Origin of the sequence: Streptomyces himalayensis subsp. himalayensis (assembly GCF_013778455.1) — a bacterium.
Taxonomy (GTDB): Bacteria; Actinomycetota; Actinomycetes; order Streptomycetales; family Streptomycetaceae; genus Streptomyces; species Streptomyces himalayensis.
Window position 1 is genome coordinate 158,319 of sequence record NZ_JACEHE010000018.1, and the last position, 17,318, is coordinate 175,636.

Consider the following 17,318-nt stretch of genomic DNA (forward strand, 5'->3'; position numbering starts at 1 on the left):
GTGAGGGCGGTTGTCGTGCGTCGTCTTCTCTTGCCGGGCATGCGTGGCGTGCGGGTCGTGCTGCTCACGTAGACCTCCGGTTATTTGACGGCTCCACTGGTGATTCCGGACACGATCTTTCGCTGGGCCACCAGGAACACGGCGACCATCGGCAGGCTCATCACCACGACGTACGCGAAGATGAGGTGCCAGTTGTTGAGGTAGAGCTGAGCGCTGGCGACCTGGTAGAGGTTGATCGGCAGAGTCGCCGCGTCTCCGCCGCCGAGGACGAAGAAGGCGTAGAAGATGTCGCTCCAGGCGTAGAGCATCACCATGATCGTCGCGGTGGCGATGACCGGCCGCAGCAGGGGCAGGATGATCCGCAGGAAGATCCGCAGCGGCTTCGCCCCGTCCATCCGGGCCGCTTCCTCCAACTCGGTGGGGATGGAGCGGATGAAGCCCGTCATGAAGAAGATCGACGTGGACAGGTACATCCCGGTGTAGACGGCGATCATGCCGGGCCTGGTGCCTGCCAGGCCCAACTGCCTCAGCTCCATGACGATGGTGATCACCGCGGGCGGCAGCAGCAGTCCGCTGATGGTCAGGGCGTACGCCGCCGAGACCAGCTTCGACTTGCGGCGGGCGAAGACCCAGGCCGCGCCCGCACCGAGGACCAGAACGAGCACCACCGAAGGCACCACGACCGCGAGGGAGTTGAGCAGGCCGCGCAGCATCTCTCCCTGGCTGACGGCGTCGGCGTAGTTGTCGGCGGGCTGCCAGTGCCGCGGCAGGTCGAGGTTCGGCTTGACCGCCTCGCCCTGGGGCTTGGCCGAGGTGACGAGGACCAGCCACAGCGGCACACCGACGGCGAGGCCGGCGAGCAGCAGGACGAGGGCGGGGCGCCCGAAGCGCCAGACACGGGCTCGTGAAGACCCGCTTCCAGACATCACTGCGAGCGCGCTCACAGCATCTGCTCCCTTCGGCGCAACCCGATGACCAGCGGGATCGCGATCGTGACCACGATCAGGAAGAGGACGAGGCTCATCGTGGACGCCTGCGCGTACAGGCCCTGTCCGAAGACCCGGAACATGTAGATGTTGAAGACCTCGGTGGATGCGGCCGGGCCGCCGCCCGTGGTGGCCTGCACGATGTCGAAGGTGTTCATCGAACCGATCAGTGCCGTGGTCACGTTGAACGTGACGGCGGGTGCGAGCATCGGCCAGCGCACGGACCGGAATGTACGCCACGGCCCTGCACCGTCGATCTTCGCGGCCTCGAGCATGTCGCCCGGAATGCCCTTGAGCCCGGCGAGATAGATCAGCATCGACAGGCCCATCCACTTCCAGCCGTGGATGACGGAGACCAGGACGAGCGTCCAGGTGGTCGAGCCGAGCCAGGGAACGTTCGCGCCGAACACGGAGTTGACCGCGCCGTCCTGGTCCAGGAGCGCCTGGAACACGTATCCGACGGCGAGCGCCGAGATGAGGACGGGCAGGAAGAAGACGGCGCGGAAGAAGCGGTTGAAGCGCGTGTCCTCCTCCAGGAGCAGGGCGAGGCCGAGCCCGAAGCCGTTCTGGAAGAGGGCGGCCAGGGCCGCGTACACGAGCGTCGTCCTGATGGCCCTCAGCAGCGAGCCGTCGTCCACGACCGTCTTGAAGTTGTCGAGGCCGGTGAAGGCCACGTCAGCGTGGTACGAGGACCAGTTGGTGAACGGATAGTAGAAGTTGAGCAGGTTGGGCACCAGAAAGAAGGCCACGAAGACCACGACCGCCGGCAGCGCGAACCACCAGGGGTGGTGGACGGCCGCGCGCGGCAGCCGTCCCACGTTCTTCTGCCTCCTGCTCCTGCGGACGGACGGTGCCGCCTTGTCCATACGTATGGCTGTGTCGGCCACGACGGGAATCCCTCGCTCTGGGCGCTGAACGGCTCGGATCAGCAACCGGGCGGTCAGAAGCCGGGCGCGCCCTGGGCCTTGGCCACCTGTGCGAACTGGTCCTGGATCGCCTGGGCCACCTGCTCCGGGGTCTTCTTGCCGTACAGCATGTCGGCCAGATAGAGGTGCGTGTCCGGGGCGACGATGGCCTTGGCCTGGAAGACGCCGTTCGCCGTGGGCAGCGCCTTCATCTGGGCCTGCGAGGTGTCCGGGAGCCCGTCGGGGCTGGGCACTCCGGGCTGCACCGAGGGGATCTTCATCGCCTTGATGTACGAGGCGTAGTCCGTGTCGAGCCAGAAGGCCAGGAACTGGCGGGCGGCGTTCTGCCGCTTCTCGTCACCGGTCTTGAAGGCGACAACGCCGTTCGTCTGGTCCGGCGAGTACATGCCGGTGTCGTCGGAGTTGGAGATCGGGAACCAGCCCAGCTTCTTGTCGATCTCCTCGGTGCTGTGCTTGGCCTGGATCTGTGACTGGAAGGAGGTGACGTTGAGGACCATGGCGGCGTCGCCGTTCCACAGCGCGTCCGCGGAGCCGGTGAAGGTGCCGGTCTTGTAGTTCTTCTGCGCGAGCCCGGCGTCGAGCAGCTTCTCCTTGTACGTGGTGATGGCCTTGACGACGACCGGGTCGTTCCACTTCTCCTGGTTCTTGTTGAGGTCCGCCCACCACTGCTTGTCGAGGTCGGTGAGCTGCACCTGCATCTGCCACTGCAGGGGCCACTTGTCGCCGCCGGACTCGTAGAAGGCGGCCGCGTCCGTCTTGTCCTTGATCTTGTGGCCGAGGGCGAGCAACTCGTCGTAGCTCTTGGGGAACTGGTCCTCGGTGATGCCCGCCTTCTTGAAGACGTCCTTGTTGTAGTAGACGCCGAGCATGGCGGGGGTGGTGACGATCGCGGCATAGCGCTTGCCGTCGATGACACCGAGGGACTTCTCGGTGTCACCGAGCTTGTTCACCCAGGGCTCGTTGTCGAGGGTGAGCAGGTTCTGCTGCGGCTGGATGAACGGCAGCGTGGAGATGGACGGCTGCCAGAACATCAGGTCCGGCTTGTCACCCGAAGCGAGCTTCGTCGGCACGTTCTGCTCGTACAGGTCGGGGATCGCCTGGGTGTCGACCTCGGCGCCGGTGGCCTTCTCAAAGGCGTCGATGACCTGTTGGGGGGCGTTGACGGTGTTCTGCGCGGTCCACATGGTCAGCTTCACGCCGTCGAGCTTCGCCGTGGGGTCGACCTTCGTCTGAGGCGCGGAGTCCGCGTCGCCGTTGCCCGCGGTCGGGTCGCTGCAGGCGGTGGCGGTCAGGGCAGTGGCACATATCAGCACGAGGGCTGGGAGAACTCGCTTCATCGGGCTTCTGCCTTTGCTGCGTGGACGGGCATGAAGGGGTCGAGAGGGCTTGAGTGGGGCTCGAGAGTGTGTGTCTGACTGCGGGTCAGGAGATGACCGGCGGAGGACCTGAGCTCTCCCTGACCACCAGTTCCGGTACGGAGACGGGGTGCGGGGCCACGGGAGCGGACTGTTCGACGACCCCGTGCAGCAGCCCGAAGGCCGCCCGCCCGAGGCCGGTGAAGTCCAGTCGTACGGTGGTGAGTGACGGGGTGAGATACGCGGCGTGCGGGGCGTCGTCGAAACCGGCCACGCTCACCTCGCCGGGGATGGAGCGCCCCGCCTCGTGCAGCGCCCGCATCACCCCCAGCGCAAGGTCGTCGTTGCCGCACAGGATCGCGGTGACGGACGGGTCAGCGGCCAGTTTGCGGCCCGCAGCATGACCACCTGCCGGGCCCCAAGTGCCCTGCACGGGCCGGGGTTCGGGGGCTCCCGCCTCGCGCAGTGCGGCGCGCCAGCCCGCCGTACGCGCCGCGGTGCGCCGTGTGCTCGAGGGGATGGCGACATAGTGCACGGTCTCGTGGCCCAGCGACAGCAGATGGCGGGTGGCCTCGTAGGCCGCCACGCGGTCGTCGGTCCACACCCAGGGGCGGTCGCTGCCGGGTGTCCGCGCGGGCGTCTCGACCACACCCACGACCGGGATGCCTTCGGGTACTTGCTGCAGGGCCCGCACCCCGGCGGGATCGTATGCGATGACGATCAGCCCGCCGCCGGCATCGGCAGCGCGCTGCACCTCGGCCCGCACCGCGGTCTCGTCGGCCGACTCGAGTACGCCTATGGCCACGGTGTACGAAGCCGAGCGGGCCGCCTCCTCGATGCCCTGCAGGATGCTCGCGTAGCCGTGGTGGGTGGTGTTGGCCGTCAGGACGGTCACCGATCGGGAACGGCCGCTGGCCAGCGCGTGCGCGGTGGCGCTGCGCCGGAACCCCAGTTCGTCGATGGCGGCGAGTACGCGCTCTCGGGTCGACTGCTTCACGCTGGGGTGGCCGTTGATCACGCGGGAGACGGTCTGGTACGAGACGTTCGCCGCGGCGGCGACGTCCCTGATGCTCGCCGTCCTGCTTGTGTGACCGGTCACATTCATGCCAGGATTGTGACCGGTCACAATTACCTCGTCAAGAGACCGTAACGACGGATTCATACATCGGACGCACACCGTCGGAAGCGACGGACACAGGGAATCAGGAGGGTCCGCGTTGACCGGTGAGGCAGCCACCAGCCCAGCCACCGTCCCTCAGGAGAAGTTCAGTTGGGGTCACGCGGGACTTGAGGCCGAGTTCGCCACCGGCTCCGACGGGGCGCTGAGGATCACCCGACTGGCGCGGCCGGACGCGGCCACCCTGTCGCCCGTCGGCCCCGAGTCGGCACTGCCTCTGGTGGAGATCACCGCGCTGGGGCACGGTAACGGCTGGTCGGGGCCGAGGTTCCTGGACTCGGCGCTCGGCGGGCGGCTGCGGCACCGTGCCCATCGGTCCGAAAGAGACGGCGTCTGGCACCGGCTGTATGTCGAACTCTTCGACGAAGCGACCGGGTTGGCGGCCGAGGTGGTGTTCTCCTCTCCGGACGGCATCCCGGTCGTACGTTCCGAGGTCCGGCTGCGCAACGAGGGAGCCGAGCCGCTCGTGCTGCGCTCCGTCTCCAGTCTTCTGCTCGGCGCGTTGCCCTCGCCCGACGTGCTGGACGTGCACCGCGCGCGCAACGACTGGCTGGCCGAGTGCCGCTGGTTCACCGAGCCGCTGCGCGCCCATGTGGCCGACATCGGCCGAGAGTTTCATGAGCACGACAGCCGAGCCTGCCTGGCGGTGAGCAGCCGGGGCAGCTGGCCCACCGACGGCCATCTGGCGATGGGAGCGCTCTCCGACCGTACGGACGGCCGGACCTGGCTGTGGCAGATCGAGTCGGCGGTGGCCTGGCGCTGGGACACGGGCGAGTGCGGGGGCGGTACGTATCTGGCGCTCGGCGGACCTACGGATGCCGAGCACCAGTGGCGGGAACACCTCGCCCCAGGGGCCGGGTTCACGACCGAAGCGGCGGCCCTCGCCCTCGGCTCCGGCTTCGAGGACGCGCTGGCCGCCCTCACCGCGTACCGCCGTGCCGGGCGCCGGCCGCACCCCGACCACACCACCCTGCCCGTCGTCTTCAACGACTACATGAACACACTGATGGGCGACCCGACGACGGAGAAGCTGCTGCCGCTGATCGACGCGGCGGCCTCGGTCGGCGCCGAGTACTTCTGCATCGACTCGGGTTGGTACGACGACGCGCAGGGCTGGTGGGACAGCGTCGGCGAGTGGCTTCCCTCTGAGCGGCGCTTCCCGGGCGGTGGCATCCAGGCCGTCCTGGACCACATCCGCCGCCGTGGCATGGTGCCGGGCCTGTGGCTGGAGCCCGAGGTGGTGGGCGTACGCAGCCCGGTCGCCCGGTCTCTCCCCGACGATGCCTTCGTCTGCCAGGACGGCATCCGTGTCACCGAGCACGGCCGCCACCAGCTGGATCTGCGTCACCCGGCCGCCCGCGCCCATCTCGACGCGACGGTCGACCGGATCGTGGCGGAGTGGGGCGTGGGTTATCTCAAGCTCGACTACAACATCACGGTGTCCCCCGGCGGCCCGCTGCTCGGCCATGCCCGCGCCTGGCTGGACTGGCTGTCGTCCCTCCTCGACCGCCATCCCGGCCTGGTGATCGAGAACTGCGCCTCCGGTGGCATGCGTATGGACGGCGCCTCGCTCGCCGTCACCCAGCTGCAGTCCACCAGCGATCAGCAGGATCCCCTCCGCTACCCGCCGATCGCTGCTGCCGCACCCACCGCGGTGCCGCCGGAGCAGGGTGCGGTGTGGGCGTACCCGCAGCCGGAGTTCACCGACGAGGAAATCGCCTTCACGCTCGGCGGTGCGCTGCTGGGCCGGATCCATCTGTCGGGCTATCTGAACCGCATGTCGCCGGACCAACTCGCACTGGTCCGGCAGGCGTTGGATACGTACAAGTCACTGCGCCGGGATCTGCCGCGTGCCGTTCCGTTCTGGCCGCTCGGGCTGCCGGGCTGGGACGACGAGTGGGTGGCGCTGGGGCTGCGGGGGGACGACGCGACGTATGTGTCGGTGTGGCGGAGGGGTGGTGCAACGGGCCGGACGCTGCGCGTGCCGCATCTGGCGGACCGTGCGGTGCGCGCCGAGATTCTGCACACGTCATCGCCGCCGGCGACCGCGACCTGGCATGCCGACCGGTCCTGGCTCGCCGTTGAGCTGCCGCGGGATCCGGCTTGCCTGCTCATCCTGTTGACGGAGAAGGCGCCCGGACAGGCGGCGTGAGAGAACGGGCTGCGGCTCACCGGCCGCGTCCCCCACGACGGTCCGCAACGGCGGCTGCTGCTGCCTCGCCGCTCCCTGGGGAACCCAGCCCCGCGACGCCGCCCCCCATTTGCCGGCCGGTCTTAGAGGTGCTCACAAAAATGGGAGTCCGATCAGCTCGAGGCGCCTGGTGCGTGCGATCGCAAGGCGCCGGAAGACCCTCGATGGGGGCACCTCCCATGCCCTTAAGGCAATGGGGGAGGAGCTACTAGGGTGTTTCGGCAACGCGGCGTGGGGGCACCTCCTGGGGGCACCCCCAGCGTTAGCTGGGGGAGTTAGCTGGGGGAGTGCGTGCCAGGCGCCTCGAGCCGGGCGCCCATTTTGTGAGCACCTCTTAGCCCGCCCGGGCGGCGAGGTGGGCGTCCACAGCGACGACACCGTCGATGCCCTGGCAGAGGCCCATGAGCACCGGGACGAGTCGCTGTTCCGGGACGTGACCCCGCAGGGTGACGACGCCGTCCCGGACCTCGACCGCGACGGTGCCCTCGTCCAGGCCGAGGATGCGCCCCAGAACATCCTGCTCGACCTCGCCGCGGATCTCGGCGTCGGAGCGGATGAATGCGTCGAGCAGGTCGCTGCGGCTGACGATGCCGGTGAGGAGCCCGTTTTCGCCGACCACCGGCAGCTGCTTGACGTGCCGCCTGCGGAGTTCCCGTGCGGCCCGGGGGATCGTCCAGTCGGCACGGGCCGTGAAGACGGGGCTGCTCATGAGCGCGCCCGCGGTCCGGGCCCGGGCCTTGCCCCAGGCGCGCTCCTCGTTCCCGTCACGCCCCTGCGGATCGGGCATGCCTGTCTCGTGCCGCAGCACGTCGGACGCGGTCACGACGCCGACGGGGGCGCCGTCATCGTCGACGACCGGGGCCGCGGCGATGTCGTGCGCGTCCAGCAGGGCGGCGACCTCCTGGAACGGTGTACTGGGGCGGAGGGTGACGACCTCCTCGGTCATCACGTCACCGACCGTGCGGCGGTGCAGCATGGCATCGGCCTCCTCCGCTGTGCGACGGGGCGGCCGCGGTCGGACCGCCCGGGCGGACGACGTGCCGCGCGCCGGCCTCCGCGGCCCTGCCGGCTCGTCCACGCCGTCTCCTCTCCCCATGACAGCACCGCCCCGCTCGGGCGACCAGTGCCGTTCGGCCTGACGGGGAGTGCCGACGGTCCCACGGCCAGGAGTGCGGACGAGCTCACACACATCGGCCGGCACGGGCCGCTGCGGGCGCCGCCAGAAGGAGACCCGCCTCGGCCACACCTACCAGGACGTGACCGGGCCACTGGCCCGCTCCGGCATGTCCTTCGCCCCGACGCTCGGCCACTTCCCAGGGCGGGGCCTACGCCCGCCACGCCGCCACGGCCACGAACACGGTCGCATAGGGTCGGCTCCACGATGAAGAACAACCTGACTCCCCTGGAGCCCAAGGCCGACAAGGCCACGGTGCGGCGGCACAATCTGAGCCTCGTGCTGCGGGCCGTCCACGACGCGGGCGAGGCGACCCGGGCCGGGGTCGCCTCGCATGTGGGGCTGACCAGGGCGGCGGTCTCCTCGCTGGTGGAACAGCTGATGGAGTGCGGGTTCCTCACGGAGTCGGGCAAGACGTTCAGCGGTCAGGCAGGGCGGCCCGGAACCGTGCTCAAGGTGGCCCGCACCGGGCCCGCCGGACTGGGCGTCGAGATCAACATCGACTATGTCGCGGTGTGCGTCGTGGACCTCGCCGGTACCGACCGGGTACGGCTCGTCGAACGGCTCGACAACCGGGGCGTACCGGCCGCCGAGGTGCTCGCCCACGCGGCCCGGATCGCGTCGCGCGCGCTGGAGTCGGCTGTCGAACAGGACCTGCGTCCGGTGGGCGTTGAGCTGGCCCTGCCCGGGCTGATCTCCGGTGGCACGGTCCGTCAGGCGCCCAACCTGGGCTGGAAGCGCGTCGCCGTCGAGGGACTGTTCGCGCAGGCGCTGTCCACGCTGCGGCCCACCGAGCGCGCACTGCCGGTCACCGCCGACAACGAGGCGAACGTGGCGGCGTTGGCCGAGCTGTGGTTCGGCGGCGCGCCGGAGGCCGTCCGCACCTTCCTCTATGTGAGCGGCGAGATCGGTATCGGTGGCGCTCTGGTGCTGGGCGGTGAACTGCTGCGTGGTGCCCATGGCTTCGCCGGTGAGATCGGGCATGTGGCGGTGGACCAGATCGGTCCCCTGTGCCGCTGCGGTGCGCACGGCTGCCTGGAGCAGTACGCGGGCCAGGCGGCCCTGCTGAGGGCGGCGGGCCTGGACGACGTGGCCGGAGGGCCCGGGGTGGCCGAGCTGGAGCGCCGGGCGCGGCGCGGCGAAGAGCGGGCCGTGAGGGCGCTCGACCAGGCGGGACAGAAGCTGGGGGTTGTGCTGTCCGGCGCGGTGAATCTGTTCGACCCGGATGCGGTCGTCCTCGGCGGCATCTACCGCGAACTGTTGCCGTGGCTGGCGCCTTCCATCGACCGCGAGCTGACCGCGCGCGTGGTCTCGGGCCTGTGGGAACCGGGCAACGGACGGCTGCGGGCGTCTTCCTCGTCCGGGGACGCCTCTCGGGGCGCGGCCGCCCTCGTGGTACGGGAGGTGCTGGCCGATCCGGCGGCTTATGCGAAGTATGGGAGGGCGACGGCCTGACGGCGCCGGGTGCGCGAGGCGGGTCGGGCGCCCCGCGCCCGGACACGTCCGCCCCGCGCACCGGAGCGAGCTGATCAGCCCCGATGGGCCGCGATCAGCTGCTGGTACCAGCGGTAGCTGTCCTTCGGGGTGCGCTCGAGGGTGTCGTAGTCGACCCGGATGATGCCGAAGCGCTTGGCGTAGCCGAGGGCCCACTCGAAGTTGTCGAGCAGCGACCAGACGTAGTAGCCGCGCACGTCGACCCCGGCGTCCATGGCCGCCTTGAGCGCGGTGAGATGACTGCTGAGGTACTCGACCCGGTCCGTGTCGTGCACCGCGCCGTCCGCGTCCACCGTGTCGTGCTCGGCGGAGCCGTTCTCGGTGATGTGGACGGGCGGCAGGGCGTCGCCGTAACGCTGCTTCATCGCGACCAGCAGGTCGGTGAAGGTCTCGGGCACGACCGGCCAGTTCATCGCTGTGTGCCGGACGCCGGGGTAGCCGGCCTCCGTGTACCGGTTGTCGGTGGCGACGCGCTTGGCCGGGTCGGCCTCCCGGTGCGGGGCCGCCGCGACCACGATGGGCCGGTAGTAGTTGACGCCCAGGAAGTCCAGCGGCTGCCCGATCAGCCCCAGGTCGCCCTCGCGGCGGAAGTCCTGGCCGGTGATCAGCTCACCCCAGGTCTCCTCCTCGGTGGCCGGGTAGCGGCCGGCGAACAGCGGCTCGGTCCACACCAGGTTGTGCTGCGTGTCGGCACGGACGACAGCGGCGAGGTCGGCGTCCGAGTCGGTGGCCGGGACGTTCCAGTCCGGGTTGAGGGTGATCCCCACCTCCCGTACGCCCGCAGCCCGCAGCGCCTTGACCGCGAGGCCGTGGCCGACCAGCAGATGGTGGGCGGCGGCCAGCGCGCCGGTGCCTTCCTGCGCGCCGGGTGCGTGCCGCCCGACCGAGTAGCCGAGGAAGGCGCTGCACCACGGCTCGTTCAGGGTGATCCAGCGCGGTACGCGGTCGCCGAGGTGCTCGGCGACGATCGCCGTGTACTCGGCGAAACGCTCGGCGGTCTCGCGCACCCGCCAGCCGCCCCGGTCTTCCAGGGCCTGGGGCAGGTCCCAGTGGTAGAGGGTGGCGGCCGGTTCGATCCCCGCCTCGAGGAGCTCGTCTACAAGCCGGGAGTAGAAGTCCAGGCCCTTGGGGTTGGCCGGGCCCGAGCCGTCGGGCTGGATGCGCGGCCAGGCGATGGAGAACCGGTAGGAGTCCACGCCGAGCTCGCGCAGCAGCGCCACGTCCTCCGGGTAGCGGTGGTAGTGGTCGCAGGCCACGTCTCCGGTGTCACCACGGTCGGTGCGTCCCGGCGTGTGGCTGTAGGTGTCCCAGATGGAGGGTCCGCGGCCGTCCTCGTTCGCCGCGCCCTCGATCTGGTACGAGGCGGTGGCGGCGCCGAACACGAAACCGGACGGGAAGCTCGGGAAGCTCGAGGACTCAGGGAAATCGCTCATGTCTGCCTTTACTTGACGGAACCGCCGGTGATGCCGGCTGCGATGTACTTCTGGGCGAGGACGAGCAGGATCGCGGCCGGGATGGCCGACAGCACGGATGCCGCCATGACCGAGCCCCAGTCGCCGACGTGGGCGCCGATGTACTGGTAGATGCCCAGCGTGATCGGCTTCACGTCGTCCGTGGTGTTCAGCGTCAGGGCGAACATGAAGTCGCTCCACGCGTACAGGAAGGAGAACAGGCCTGCGGTGATCAGGGAGTTACGGCTCATCGGCAGCACCACCTGGACGAAGGTGCGGAGCCGGCCGGCACCGTCGACCTGCGCGGCCTCGATGACCTCCCTGGGTATGGCGACCATGAAGGAGCGCATCAGCACGATCGCGAACGGGATGCCCAGCGAGGCGTCCGCCAGCATCAGACCGAAGTACGAGTTGACGAGCCCGAGGTCGACGTACGCGCTGTAGAGGGCGTTGGCGATGACGATGCCCGGCACCATCTGGGTGATGAGCGTGCCGAAGACGATCGCCTTGGTGCCGGGCAGCCGGAACTGGGCGAGTCCGTAGGCGGCGGGCGCGGAGATCGCCAGGCAGATGGCCACGGCGCCGAGTGCGACGGCGAGCGAGGTCAGCAGGTTGGTGCCCTGCTCGGTGACGGCGGAGCTGAAGCCTGACAGGTCCAGGCTGCTCGGGAACGGGTCCACCTCGAGCAGTCCGGCCTCGGGCTGCAGCGCGGTGTTGACCATCCAGTACAGCGGGAACAGCATCACGCACAGGACGACGACGCCGAACGCGGTGGCGCCCCAACGGCGCTTCGGCTTGTTGACTGCCGTGGGCGGGACGGCGGGGGTGCGGGTGATGGTCGCCATGCCGGTCACTTCCCCTCGTTGCGGTTGGCCCGCAGGTAGAACACCGCGAAGACGGCGGAGATCAGGATCAGGACGTTGCCGACCACGGCACCGGCTCCGAAGTCCAGCTGGACGAAGGAGTTCTGGTACGTGAGGGTGCCCAGGGTCTGGGTGGAGTCGGCGGGGCCGCCGTCGGTGAGGGCGAGGATCAGGTCGAGGATCTTGACCGTCGACATGAAGCCGAGCACCAGCACCACGGTGATGACGGGCCTGAGCAGCGGCAGGGTGATGGAGCGGAAGGTCCGCCAGGCGGAGGCGCCGTCCAGCGAGGCCGCCTCGTAGAGCTCCTTCGGGATCTCCTGGAGGCCGCCGTAGAGGATCACCATGTTGAACGGGATGCCGATCCAGATATTGACCAGGACGACCGCGACCAGCGCCACGCTCGTACTGGTCAGCCAGGGGGTGTCCCCCAGGCCGAACAGGCCGAGGAACGAGTTGAGGACGCCGGTGTCCTGGTCGAGGATGCGCCGCCAGACGATGCCGGAGACGACCATGGGGACCAGCCACGGCAGCAGGATCAGCGAGCGCAGCAGGCCGCCGAGCGGGAAGTGGCGGTTGAAGAAGACCGCGAGAGCGAGGCCGATGCAGAACTGGCCGAGCAGCGAGCCGATCGTGAAGACGATGGTCTGCCAGAGGGCCTTGCCGAAGAGGTCGTCCTGGAAGACGTTCTTCCAGTTGTCGAACCCGTTGAAGGGGGCCTCACCCGTGAAGAACGTGGACGGGGAGTAGTCCTGGAAGCTCATCACGATGTTGCGGACGAGCGGGTACCCGAAGAACAGCACCATGAAGATCACCGCGGGGGCGACGAACCCCCACTGGGCGATCGCGCGACGGCGCTTGCCGCTCGCGGGGCTGATCTTCCGGCCGGTGGTCTCCGGCGCAGGCGCGACGGGTCGGGCAGCAGCAGTGGTGGTCGACATCTGTACGTACCTCAGTTCCCGCTCTCGAGGCGCTGCTGGGCCTTCTTCAGGACGGCTTCGCTCTCCTGACCGGTGAGGGCCCCCTGGAAAGCGCTCTGCAGCGCGAGCGACACGGAGGACCAGCCGGCGCCGAGCTTGGCGGTGCGCGACCGCGCGGTGGCCACCTGGTCGGCCAGGGAGCTCAGCTCGGGGACCTTCCCGCGCCAGGTGTCGGCGGCCTTCTGGTTGGCCGGGATCATCCAGCTGTTCAGCGCGTAGGTGATCTCCTCCTGCTCGCTGGTCATGCAGGTGATGATGCGGGCGGACATCTTCTCCCGCTCGGTGTCACCGATGTCGGGGATGGTCAGCATGCCGCCGCCCAGCGGCCCCACGGAGTCGTCGCCCTTCTGCGGGACCGGGATCTGGGCGATGCCCCAGTTCAGGTCCTTCTTGGTGTTGAGAGTCTCGACCTGCCACGGGCCGTTGATCATCATGGCGGCGTTGCCGGCCATGAACTGGTCGTTGACGTCCGCCTGGGTCCAGTTGACCGTGGACTTGGACAGCGAACCGTCCCCGATCAGGGCCTTCCAGTAGTCCAGCGCCTGGACCACCTCGGGGCTGTCCAGGTCGGTCTCGTCGCCGCCGTTGGACCACATGAACGGCGTGAACTGGTAGACGCCGTCCTCCGCGCCGCCCGCGCTCAGCGCGATGCCGTACTGGCTGCCCTGAGTGAGCTTCTTGGCGGTCTCCCGCATCTCGTCCCACGTGGTGGGCACCTCGAGGCCGGCCTTGTCGAGGATGTCCTTGTTGTAGAACAGCGCAAGGGTGTTCACCGTGCGCGCGGCGCCGTAGTAGGTGCCGTCGTACGAGCCGTAGTCGACGATGCCCTGCGGGATGTCCTCGGTGGAGACGCCGAGCTTCTCGAGGTCCATCAGCCCGCCGGTCTCGGCGAAGGTGGGCATTTCGGAGCCGTCGAACTGGACGATGTCCGGCAGCGACTTCGAGGACGCCATGCGCAGCGCTTTCGTCATGACCTGAGGGGCCGGGACGCTCTGCTGCTCGATGGTCACGCCGAGCTGTTTGCTGCAGCGGGCGAGCGTGTCGCCGTCCCAGCGGTGGTACGACTCGTCGGTCGACGAGTTCAGAAGCGTGTAGACGTTGTCGTCCCGCTGCTGGCCGCAGCCGGTCAGCGCGGCGGTGGCGACGAGCGCGGAGACGACGGTGAGCGGGGCCAGAGCCCGCCTGGAACGCCGCCGCGGTGGGCGCGCGGCGGCCTGAGGGTGTGCTGTCACGGTGGTGCCCTTGCGTGGGAGGAGTGCCGGCCTGCGGGGACGCCTGTGTCCCGGCGGGTGGGTGTCTGCGCGCGTGCGGCTCCGGCAGTTCCGCACGGCGCTGGGTCGACGGATGGGGGCGGCGAAGACGAGCAGGCGACCGATCCAGCCCGGGTTCGTTTGTTTACATCCATTACTAATAGGTCATCGAAGCGCTTCGACACCAGACCCCAACGCTGATACCGTCGTCACAGTCAGACGCGCTGCCTTGTGATAGAGGAGCAGAGCCGGAGTCGAAGCGCTTCGACAGAGGACTCCGACGCTGATAGCGTCGCCCGCAGTCAGGGCACGCTGCCTGTGATACGCGACAGGGCCAAGGCTGTCCGTTGCCCTGCGATTTGTTCTGAGCATTGCCCTGCATTGCCCTGCGATTTGTTCTGAGCACGACCAAACCCGTTGGCAGGAAGTCCGGGTACGCCACCACGCCACCGAGAAGCGAGCGCCGTATCCCTCCTCGGCCGCACCTGCCACGCCCAACCGAGGACGATCATGAAGTTCACCGACGGCTTCTGGCTCATGCGTGACGGCGTCCGCGCCTCATACGCCACCGAGGTGCGCGACGTGCGCGCCACCGCCGACCGTTTCACGGCGTACGCCTCCGTCAAGCGGGTGCAGCGCCGGGGCGACACCCTCAACTCGGCCCTGATCACCGTCGACTGCTTCTCACCGGCCGAGGGCGTGATCGGGGTACGCGTCACGCACCACGCCGGACGGCGTCATCGCGGACCGGACTTCGAGCTGCCCGGAGCGGACACGGACGGGGCCGCGGGACGGGTGCAGCGCGACGGATCGGTGACCGAGCTCGTCAGCGGTCCTCTCACCCTGCGGCTGGACACGGCGGCACCCTGGGCCCTCACCTTCCTCGGCGAGGACGGCCGCGAACTGACCTCCGCCGGTCACCGGGGCACCGGCTTCGCCACCACCGGCGACGGCTCCCACCACATGCTGGCCCAGCTCGCCCTGGGTGTCGGAGAGAACGTCTACGGCCTCGGCGAGCGCTTCACCCCGTACGTGAAGAACGGCCAGGTCGTCGACATGTGGCAGGCCGACGGCGGCACCAGCAGCGAGCAGGCGTACAAGAACATCCCCTTCTACCTCTCGTCGCGCGGCTACGGCGTCTTCGTCAACCACCCCGGCGCGGTCTCCTTCGAGGTCGGCTCGGAGTCGGTGGGTCAGGTGCAGTTCAGCGTCGAGGACCAGTCGCTGGAGTACTACGTCGTCGCCGGGCCGTCCCCGAAGGACGTGCTCAGCCGGTACACGGCGCTCACCGGCCGCGCCGCGCTGCCGCCGGCCTGGTCGTTCGGGCTGTGGCTGACGACGTCGTTCACCACGTCGTACGACGAGGAGACGGTCACGTCCTTCGTGGACGGCATGGCCGAGCGCGGCATCCCGCTGACCGTCTTCCACTTCGACTGCTTCTGGATGCGCGAGTACCAGTGGTCCGACTTCGAGTGGGACCCGGAGGTCTTCCCCGACCCGGCCGGGATGCTCGCGCGGCTGAAGGAGCGCGGCCTGCGGATCTGCCTCTGGATCAATCCGTACATCGCGCAGAAGTCCGCGCTCTTCGACGAGGCCGCCGAGAAGGGCTATCTGGTGCGCACCGCAGACGGCGACATCTGGCAGTGGGATCTGTGGCAGGCCGGCATGGGCCTCGTGGACTTCACCAATCCGGAGGCCTGCGCCTGGTTCCAGTCGAAGCTGAAGGTGCTGCTCGACCAGGGCGTCGACGGCTTCAAGACGGACTTCGGCGAGCGCATCCCCACCGATGTGGTGTGGCACGACGGCTCCGACCCGGAGCGCATGCACAACTACTACACCCAGCTGTACAACCGCACCGTCTTCGAACTCCTCGAGAAGGAGCGCGGCCAGGGCGAGGCCGTCCTCTTCGCCCGCTCCGCCACGGCCGGCGGACAGCAGTTCCCCGTGCACTGGGGCGGCGACTGCTGGGCCTCCTTCGAAGCCATGGCCGAGTCGCTGCGCGGCGGCCTGTCGCTGGGCCTGTCGGGCTTCGGTTTCTGGAGCCACGACATCGGCGGGTTCGAGGGCACGCCGGATCCGGAGGTCTTCAAGCGCTGGCTGGCGTTCGGCCTGCTGTCCTCACACAGCCGGCTGCACGGGTCGTCGTCGTACCGGGTGCCGTGGGCGTTCGGCGACGAAGCGGTCGACGTGGCGCGGCAGTTCACGCTGCTGAAGCACCGGCTGATGCCGTATCTGTACGGTGCCGCCGTCGAGGCGCACCGCACCGGCGTCCCCATGATGCGGCCGATGCTGCTGGAGTTCCCGCAGGACCCGACGTGCCGCGCCCTGGACCGCCAGTACATGCTCGGCCCGGACCTGCTGGTGGCTCCGGTCTTCACCGCGGAGGGCGATGTCGAGTACTACCTGCCGGAAGGCACGTGGACGCATCTGCTGACCGGCGAGACCGTCACCGGCCCGGTGTGGCGTACCGAGCAGCACGGCTTCGACAGCCTGCCGCTGTACGTGCGCGAGGGCGCCGTACTTCCGATCGGTGCGGACGACCAGCGTCCGGACGGCGACTGGCTGGAGGGCCTGACCCTGCGCGTCCACCCTGCCGGCTCCCCCGCGTACGAGGCCGAGGTCACGGTGCCCGACCACACCGGGGCCCCTGCGGCGATGTACCGCGTCGTGCGGGAGGGCGAGGTGCTGCGGGTCACCGCGCACGGCACCGACAGGGCGTTCCGTGTGGAGGTGCCTGGTGGTGCCTCGGTGGAGGGTACGGGCGAGGTGGTTGTGCGCCTGGGCTGAGGCGTGGACTGCGGCGCTGTCCTGCCTGACCGGGTCGCCCGGTCAGGCAGGACGTCGGCTTACGGCAGGTTGCGGGCCATCACGATGCGCTGGACCTGGTTGGTGCCCTCGTAGATCTGGGTGATCTTCGCGTCGCGCATCATCCGCTCGACCGGGTAGTCACGGGTGTAGCCGTACCCGCCAAGCAGCTGTACCGCGTCGGTGGTGACCTCCATCGCCACGTCCGAGGCGAAGCACTTCGCGGCCGCGCCCTGGAAGGTCAGGTCGCCATCGCCCCGCTCCGACTTGGCCGCCGCCGCATACGTCAGCTGACGCGCGGCCTCGATCTTCATGGCCATGTCCGCCAGCATGAACTGGATGCCCTGGAAGTCCGCGATCGGCTTGCCGAACTGCTTGCGCTCCTGGACATAGCCCTTGGCGTAGTCCAGCGCGCCCTGCGCGATACCGAGGGCCTGCGCGGCGATCGTGATCCGCGTGTGGTCCAGGGTGCGCATCGCCGTCGCGAACCCGGTGCCCTCCGCGCCGATCATCCGGTCGGCCGGGATGCGCACGTTGTCCAGGTACACCTCGCGGGTCGGCGAGCCCTTGATGCCCAGCTTCTTCTCCGGCGCACCGAAAGAGACACCCTCATCGGACTTCTCCACCACGAACGCGGAGATGCCCTTCGAGCGCTTGGAGGGATCG

The 17,318-nt window shown here is 69.2% G+C and carries 13 protein-coding genes; 3 read left to right on the forward strand and 10 right to left on the reverse strand.

Features of this window, described 5'->3' with window-relative positions:
- Positions 1 to 80: 80 nt before the first annotated feature.
- The 4 genes from H1D24_RS27280 to H1D24_RS27295 form a co-directional block, all read right to left on the reverse strand.
- Positions 81 to 926, reverse strand: a complete 846-nt coding sequence (locus H1D24_RS27280) for a carbohydrate ABC transporter permease (protein WP_181660378.1) — start codon at positions 924 to 926, stop codon at positions 81 to 83.
- Positions 927 to 940: 14 nt separating this feature from the next.
- A complete protein-coding gene (locus tag H1D24_RS27285) occupies positions 941 to 1,873 on the reverse strand; it encodes a carbohydrate ABC transporter permease (RefSeq protein ID WP_309484456.1) in 933 nt (310 codons plus the stop codon).
- Between the two features lie 53 nt (positions 1,874 to 1,926).
- Positions 1,927 to 3,249: an ABC transporter substrate-binding protein gene (locus H1D24_RS27290; RefSeq protein WP_181660347.1), complete on the reverse strand. Its 1,323-nt coding sequence runs from the start codon at positions 3,247 to 3,249 to the stop codon at positions 1,927 to 1,929.
- Positions 3,250 to 3,334: 85 nt separating this feature from the next.
- Positions 3,335 to 4,372, reverse strand: coding sequence for a LacI family DNA-binding transcriptional regulator (locus tag H1D24_RS27295; protein WP_181660348.1), 1,038 nt, complete (start codon positions 4,370 to 4,372; stop codon positions 3,335 to 3,337).
- 112 nt (positions 4,373 to 4,484) lie between these two features.
- Between H1D24_RS27295 and H1D24_RS27300 the strand changes: the two genes are divergently transcribed.
- Positions 4,485 to 6,596 (forward strand): glycoside hydrolase family 36 protein, encoded by a 2,112-nt coding sequence (locus H1D24_RS27300; protein ID WP_181660349.1) that lies wholly within the window; start codon positions 4,485 to 4,487, stop codon positions 6,594 to 6,596.
- Positions 6,597 to 6,969: 373 nt separating this feature from the next.
- On the opposite strand, the gene H1D24_RS27305 is transcribed toward H1D24_RS27300, so the two are convergent.
- Positions 6,970 to 7,611: a CBS domain-containing protein gene (locus tag H1D24_RS27305; RefSeq protein WP_181660350.1), complete on the reverse strand. Its 642-nt coding sequence runs from the start codon at positions 7,609 to 7,611 to the stop codon at positions 6,970 to 6,972.
- Between the two features lie 405 nt (positions 7,612 to 8,016).
- Here H1D24_RS27305 and H1D24_RS27310 point away from each other — a divergent pair, with 405 nt between their 5' ends.
- Positions 8,017 to 9,264: an ROK family protein gene (locus H1D24_RS27310; protein ID WP_181660351.1), complete on the forward strand. Its 1,248-nt coding sequence runs from the start codon at positions 8,017 to 8,019 to the stop codon at positions 9,262 to 9,264.
- Positions 9,265 to 9,338: 74 nt separating this feature from the next.
- Here the strand turns inward: H1D24_RS27310 and H1D24_RS27315 are convergent, their stop codons facing one another.
- Genes H1D24_RS27315 through H1D24_RS27330 form a run of 4 tightly spaced genes read right to left on the reverse strand, consistent with a single transcriptional unit; the run spans position 9,339 to position 13,829 of the window.
- Complete coding sequence (locus tag H1D24_RS27315; RefSeq protein ID WP_181660352.1) at positions 9,339 to 10,736, reverse strand: GH1 family beta-glucosidase; 1,398 nt, start codon at positions 10,734 to 10,736, stop codon at positions 9,339 to 9,341.
- An 8-nt stretch (positions 10,737 to 10,744) separates the two neighbouring features.
- Positions 10,745 to 11,599 carry a carbohydrate ABC transporter permease gene (locus H1D24_RS27320; RefSeq protein ID WP_181660353.1) on the reverse strand — a complete coding sequence of 285 codons (855 nt, stop codon included), beginning with the start codon at positions 11,597 to 11,599 and terminating at the stop codon, positions 10,745 to 10,747.
- 5 nt (positions 11,600 to 11,604) lie between these two features.
- Positions 11,605 to 12,558: a carbohydrate ABC transporter permease gene (locus H1D24_RS27325; RefSeq protein ID WP_181660354.1), complete on the reverse strand. Its 954-nt coding sequence runs from the start codon at positions 12,556 to 12,558 to the stop codon at positions 11,605 to 11,607.
- 11 nt (positions 12,559 to 12,569) lie between these two features.
- Positions 12,570 to 13,829: an ABC transporter substrate-binding protein gene (locus tag H1D24_RS27330; RefSeq protein ID WP_181660355.1), complete on the reverse strand. Its 1,260-nt coding sequence runs from the start codon at positions 13,827 to 13,829 to the stop codon at positions 12,570 to 12,572.
- A 528-nt stretch (positions 13,830 to 14,357) separates the two neighbouring features.
- Between H1D24_RS27330 and yicI the strand changes: the two genes are divergently transcribed.
- Complete coding sequence (gene yicI / locus H1D24_RS27335; protein WP_181660356.1) at positions 14,358 to 16,634, forward strand: alpha-xylosidase; 2,277 nt, start codon at positions 14,358 to 14,360, stop codon at positions 16,632 to 16,634.
- Positions 16,635 to 16,693: 59 nt separating this feature from the next.
- On the opposite strand, the gene H1D24_RS27340 is transcribed toward yicI, so the two are convergent.
- Positions 16,694 to 17,318, reverse strand: a 625-nt coding sequence (locus H1D24_RS27340; RefSeq protein ID WP_258564339.1) for an acyl-CoA dehydrogenase family protein, incomplete at its 5' end; no start/stop codon positions are given.

Bases quoted from the DNA above. Each gene is read 5' to 3' on its own strand.
- H1D24_RS27315 (WP_181660352.1), bottom strand. From the start codon at position 10,736: ATGAGCGATTTCCCTGAGTCCTCGAGCTTCCCGAGCTTCCCGTCCGGT.
- H1D24_RS27310 (WP_181660351.1), top strand. From the start codon at position 8,017: ATGAAGAACAACCTGACTCCCCTGGAGCCCAAGGCCGACAAGGCCACG.
- yicI (WP_181660356.1), top strand. From the start codon at position 14,358: ATGAAGTTCACCGACGGCTTCTGGCTCATGCGTGACGGCGTCCGCGCC.
- H1D24_RS27295 (WP_181660348.1), bottom strand. From the start codon at position 4,372: ATGAATGTGACCGGTCACACAAGCAGGACGGCGAGCATCAGGGACGTC.
- H1D24_RS27325 (WP_181660354.1), bottom strand. From the start codon at position 12,558: ATGTCGACCACCACTGCTGCTGCCCGACCCGTCGCGCCTGCGCCGGAG.
- H1D24_RS27280 (WP_181660378.1), bottom strand. From the start codon at position 926: ATGTCTGGAAGCGGGTCTTCACGAGCCCGTGTCTGGCGCTTCGGGCGC.
- H1D24_RS27290 (WP_181660347.1), bottom strand. From the start codon at position 3,249: ATGAAGCGAGTTCTCCCAGCCCTCGTGCTGATATGTGCCACTGCCCTG.
- H1D24_RS27305 (WP_181660350.1), bottom strand. From the start codon at position 7,611: ATGCTGCACCGCCGCACGGTCGGTGACGTGATGACCGAGGAGGTCGTC.
- H1D24_RS27320 (WP_181660353.1), bottom strand. From the start codon at position 11,599: ATGGCGACCATCACCCGCACCCCCGCCGTCCCGCCCACGGCAGTCAAC.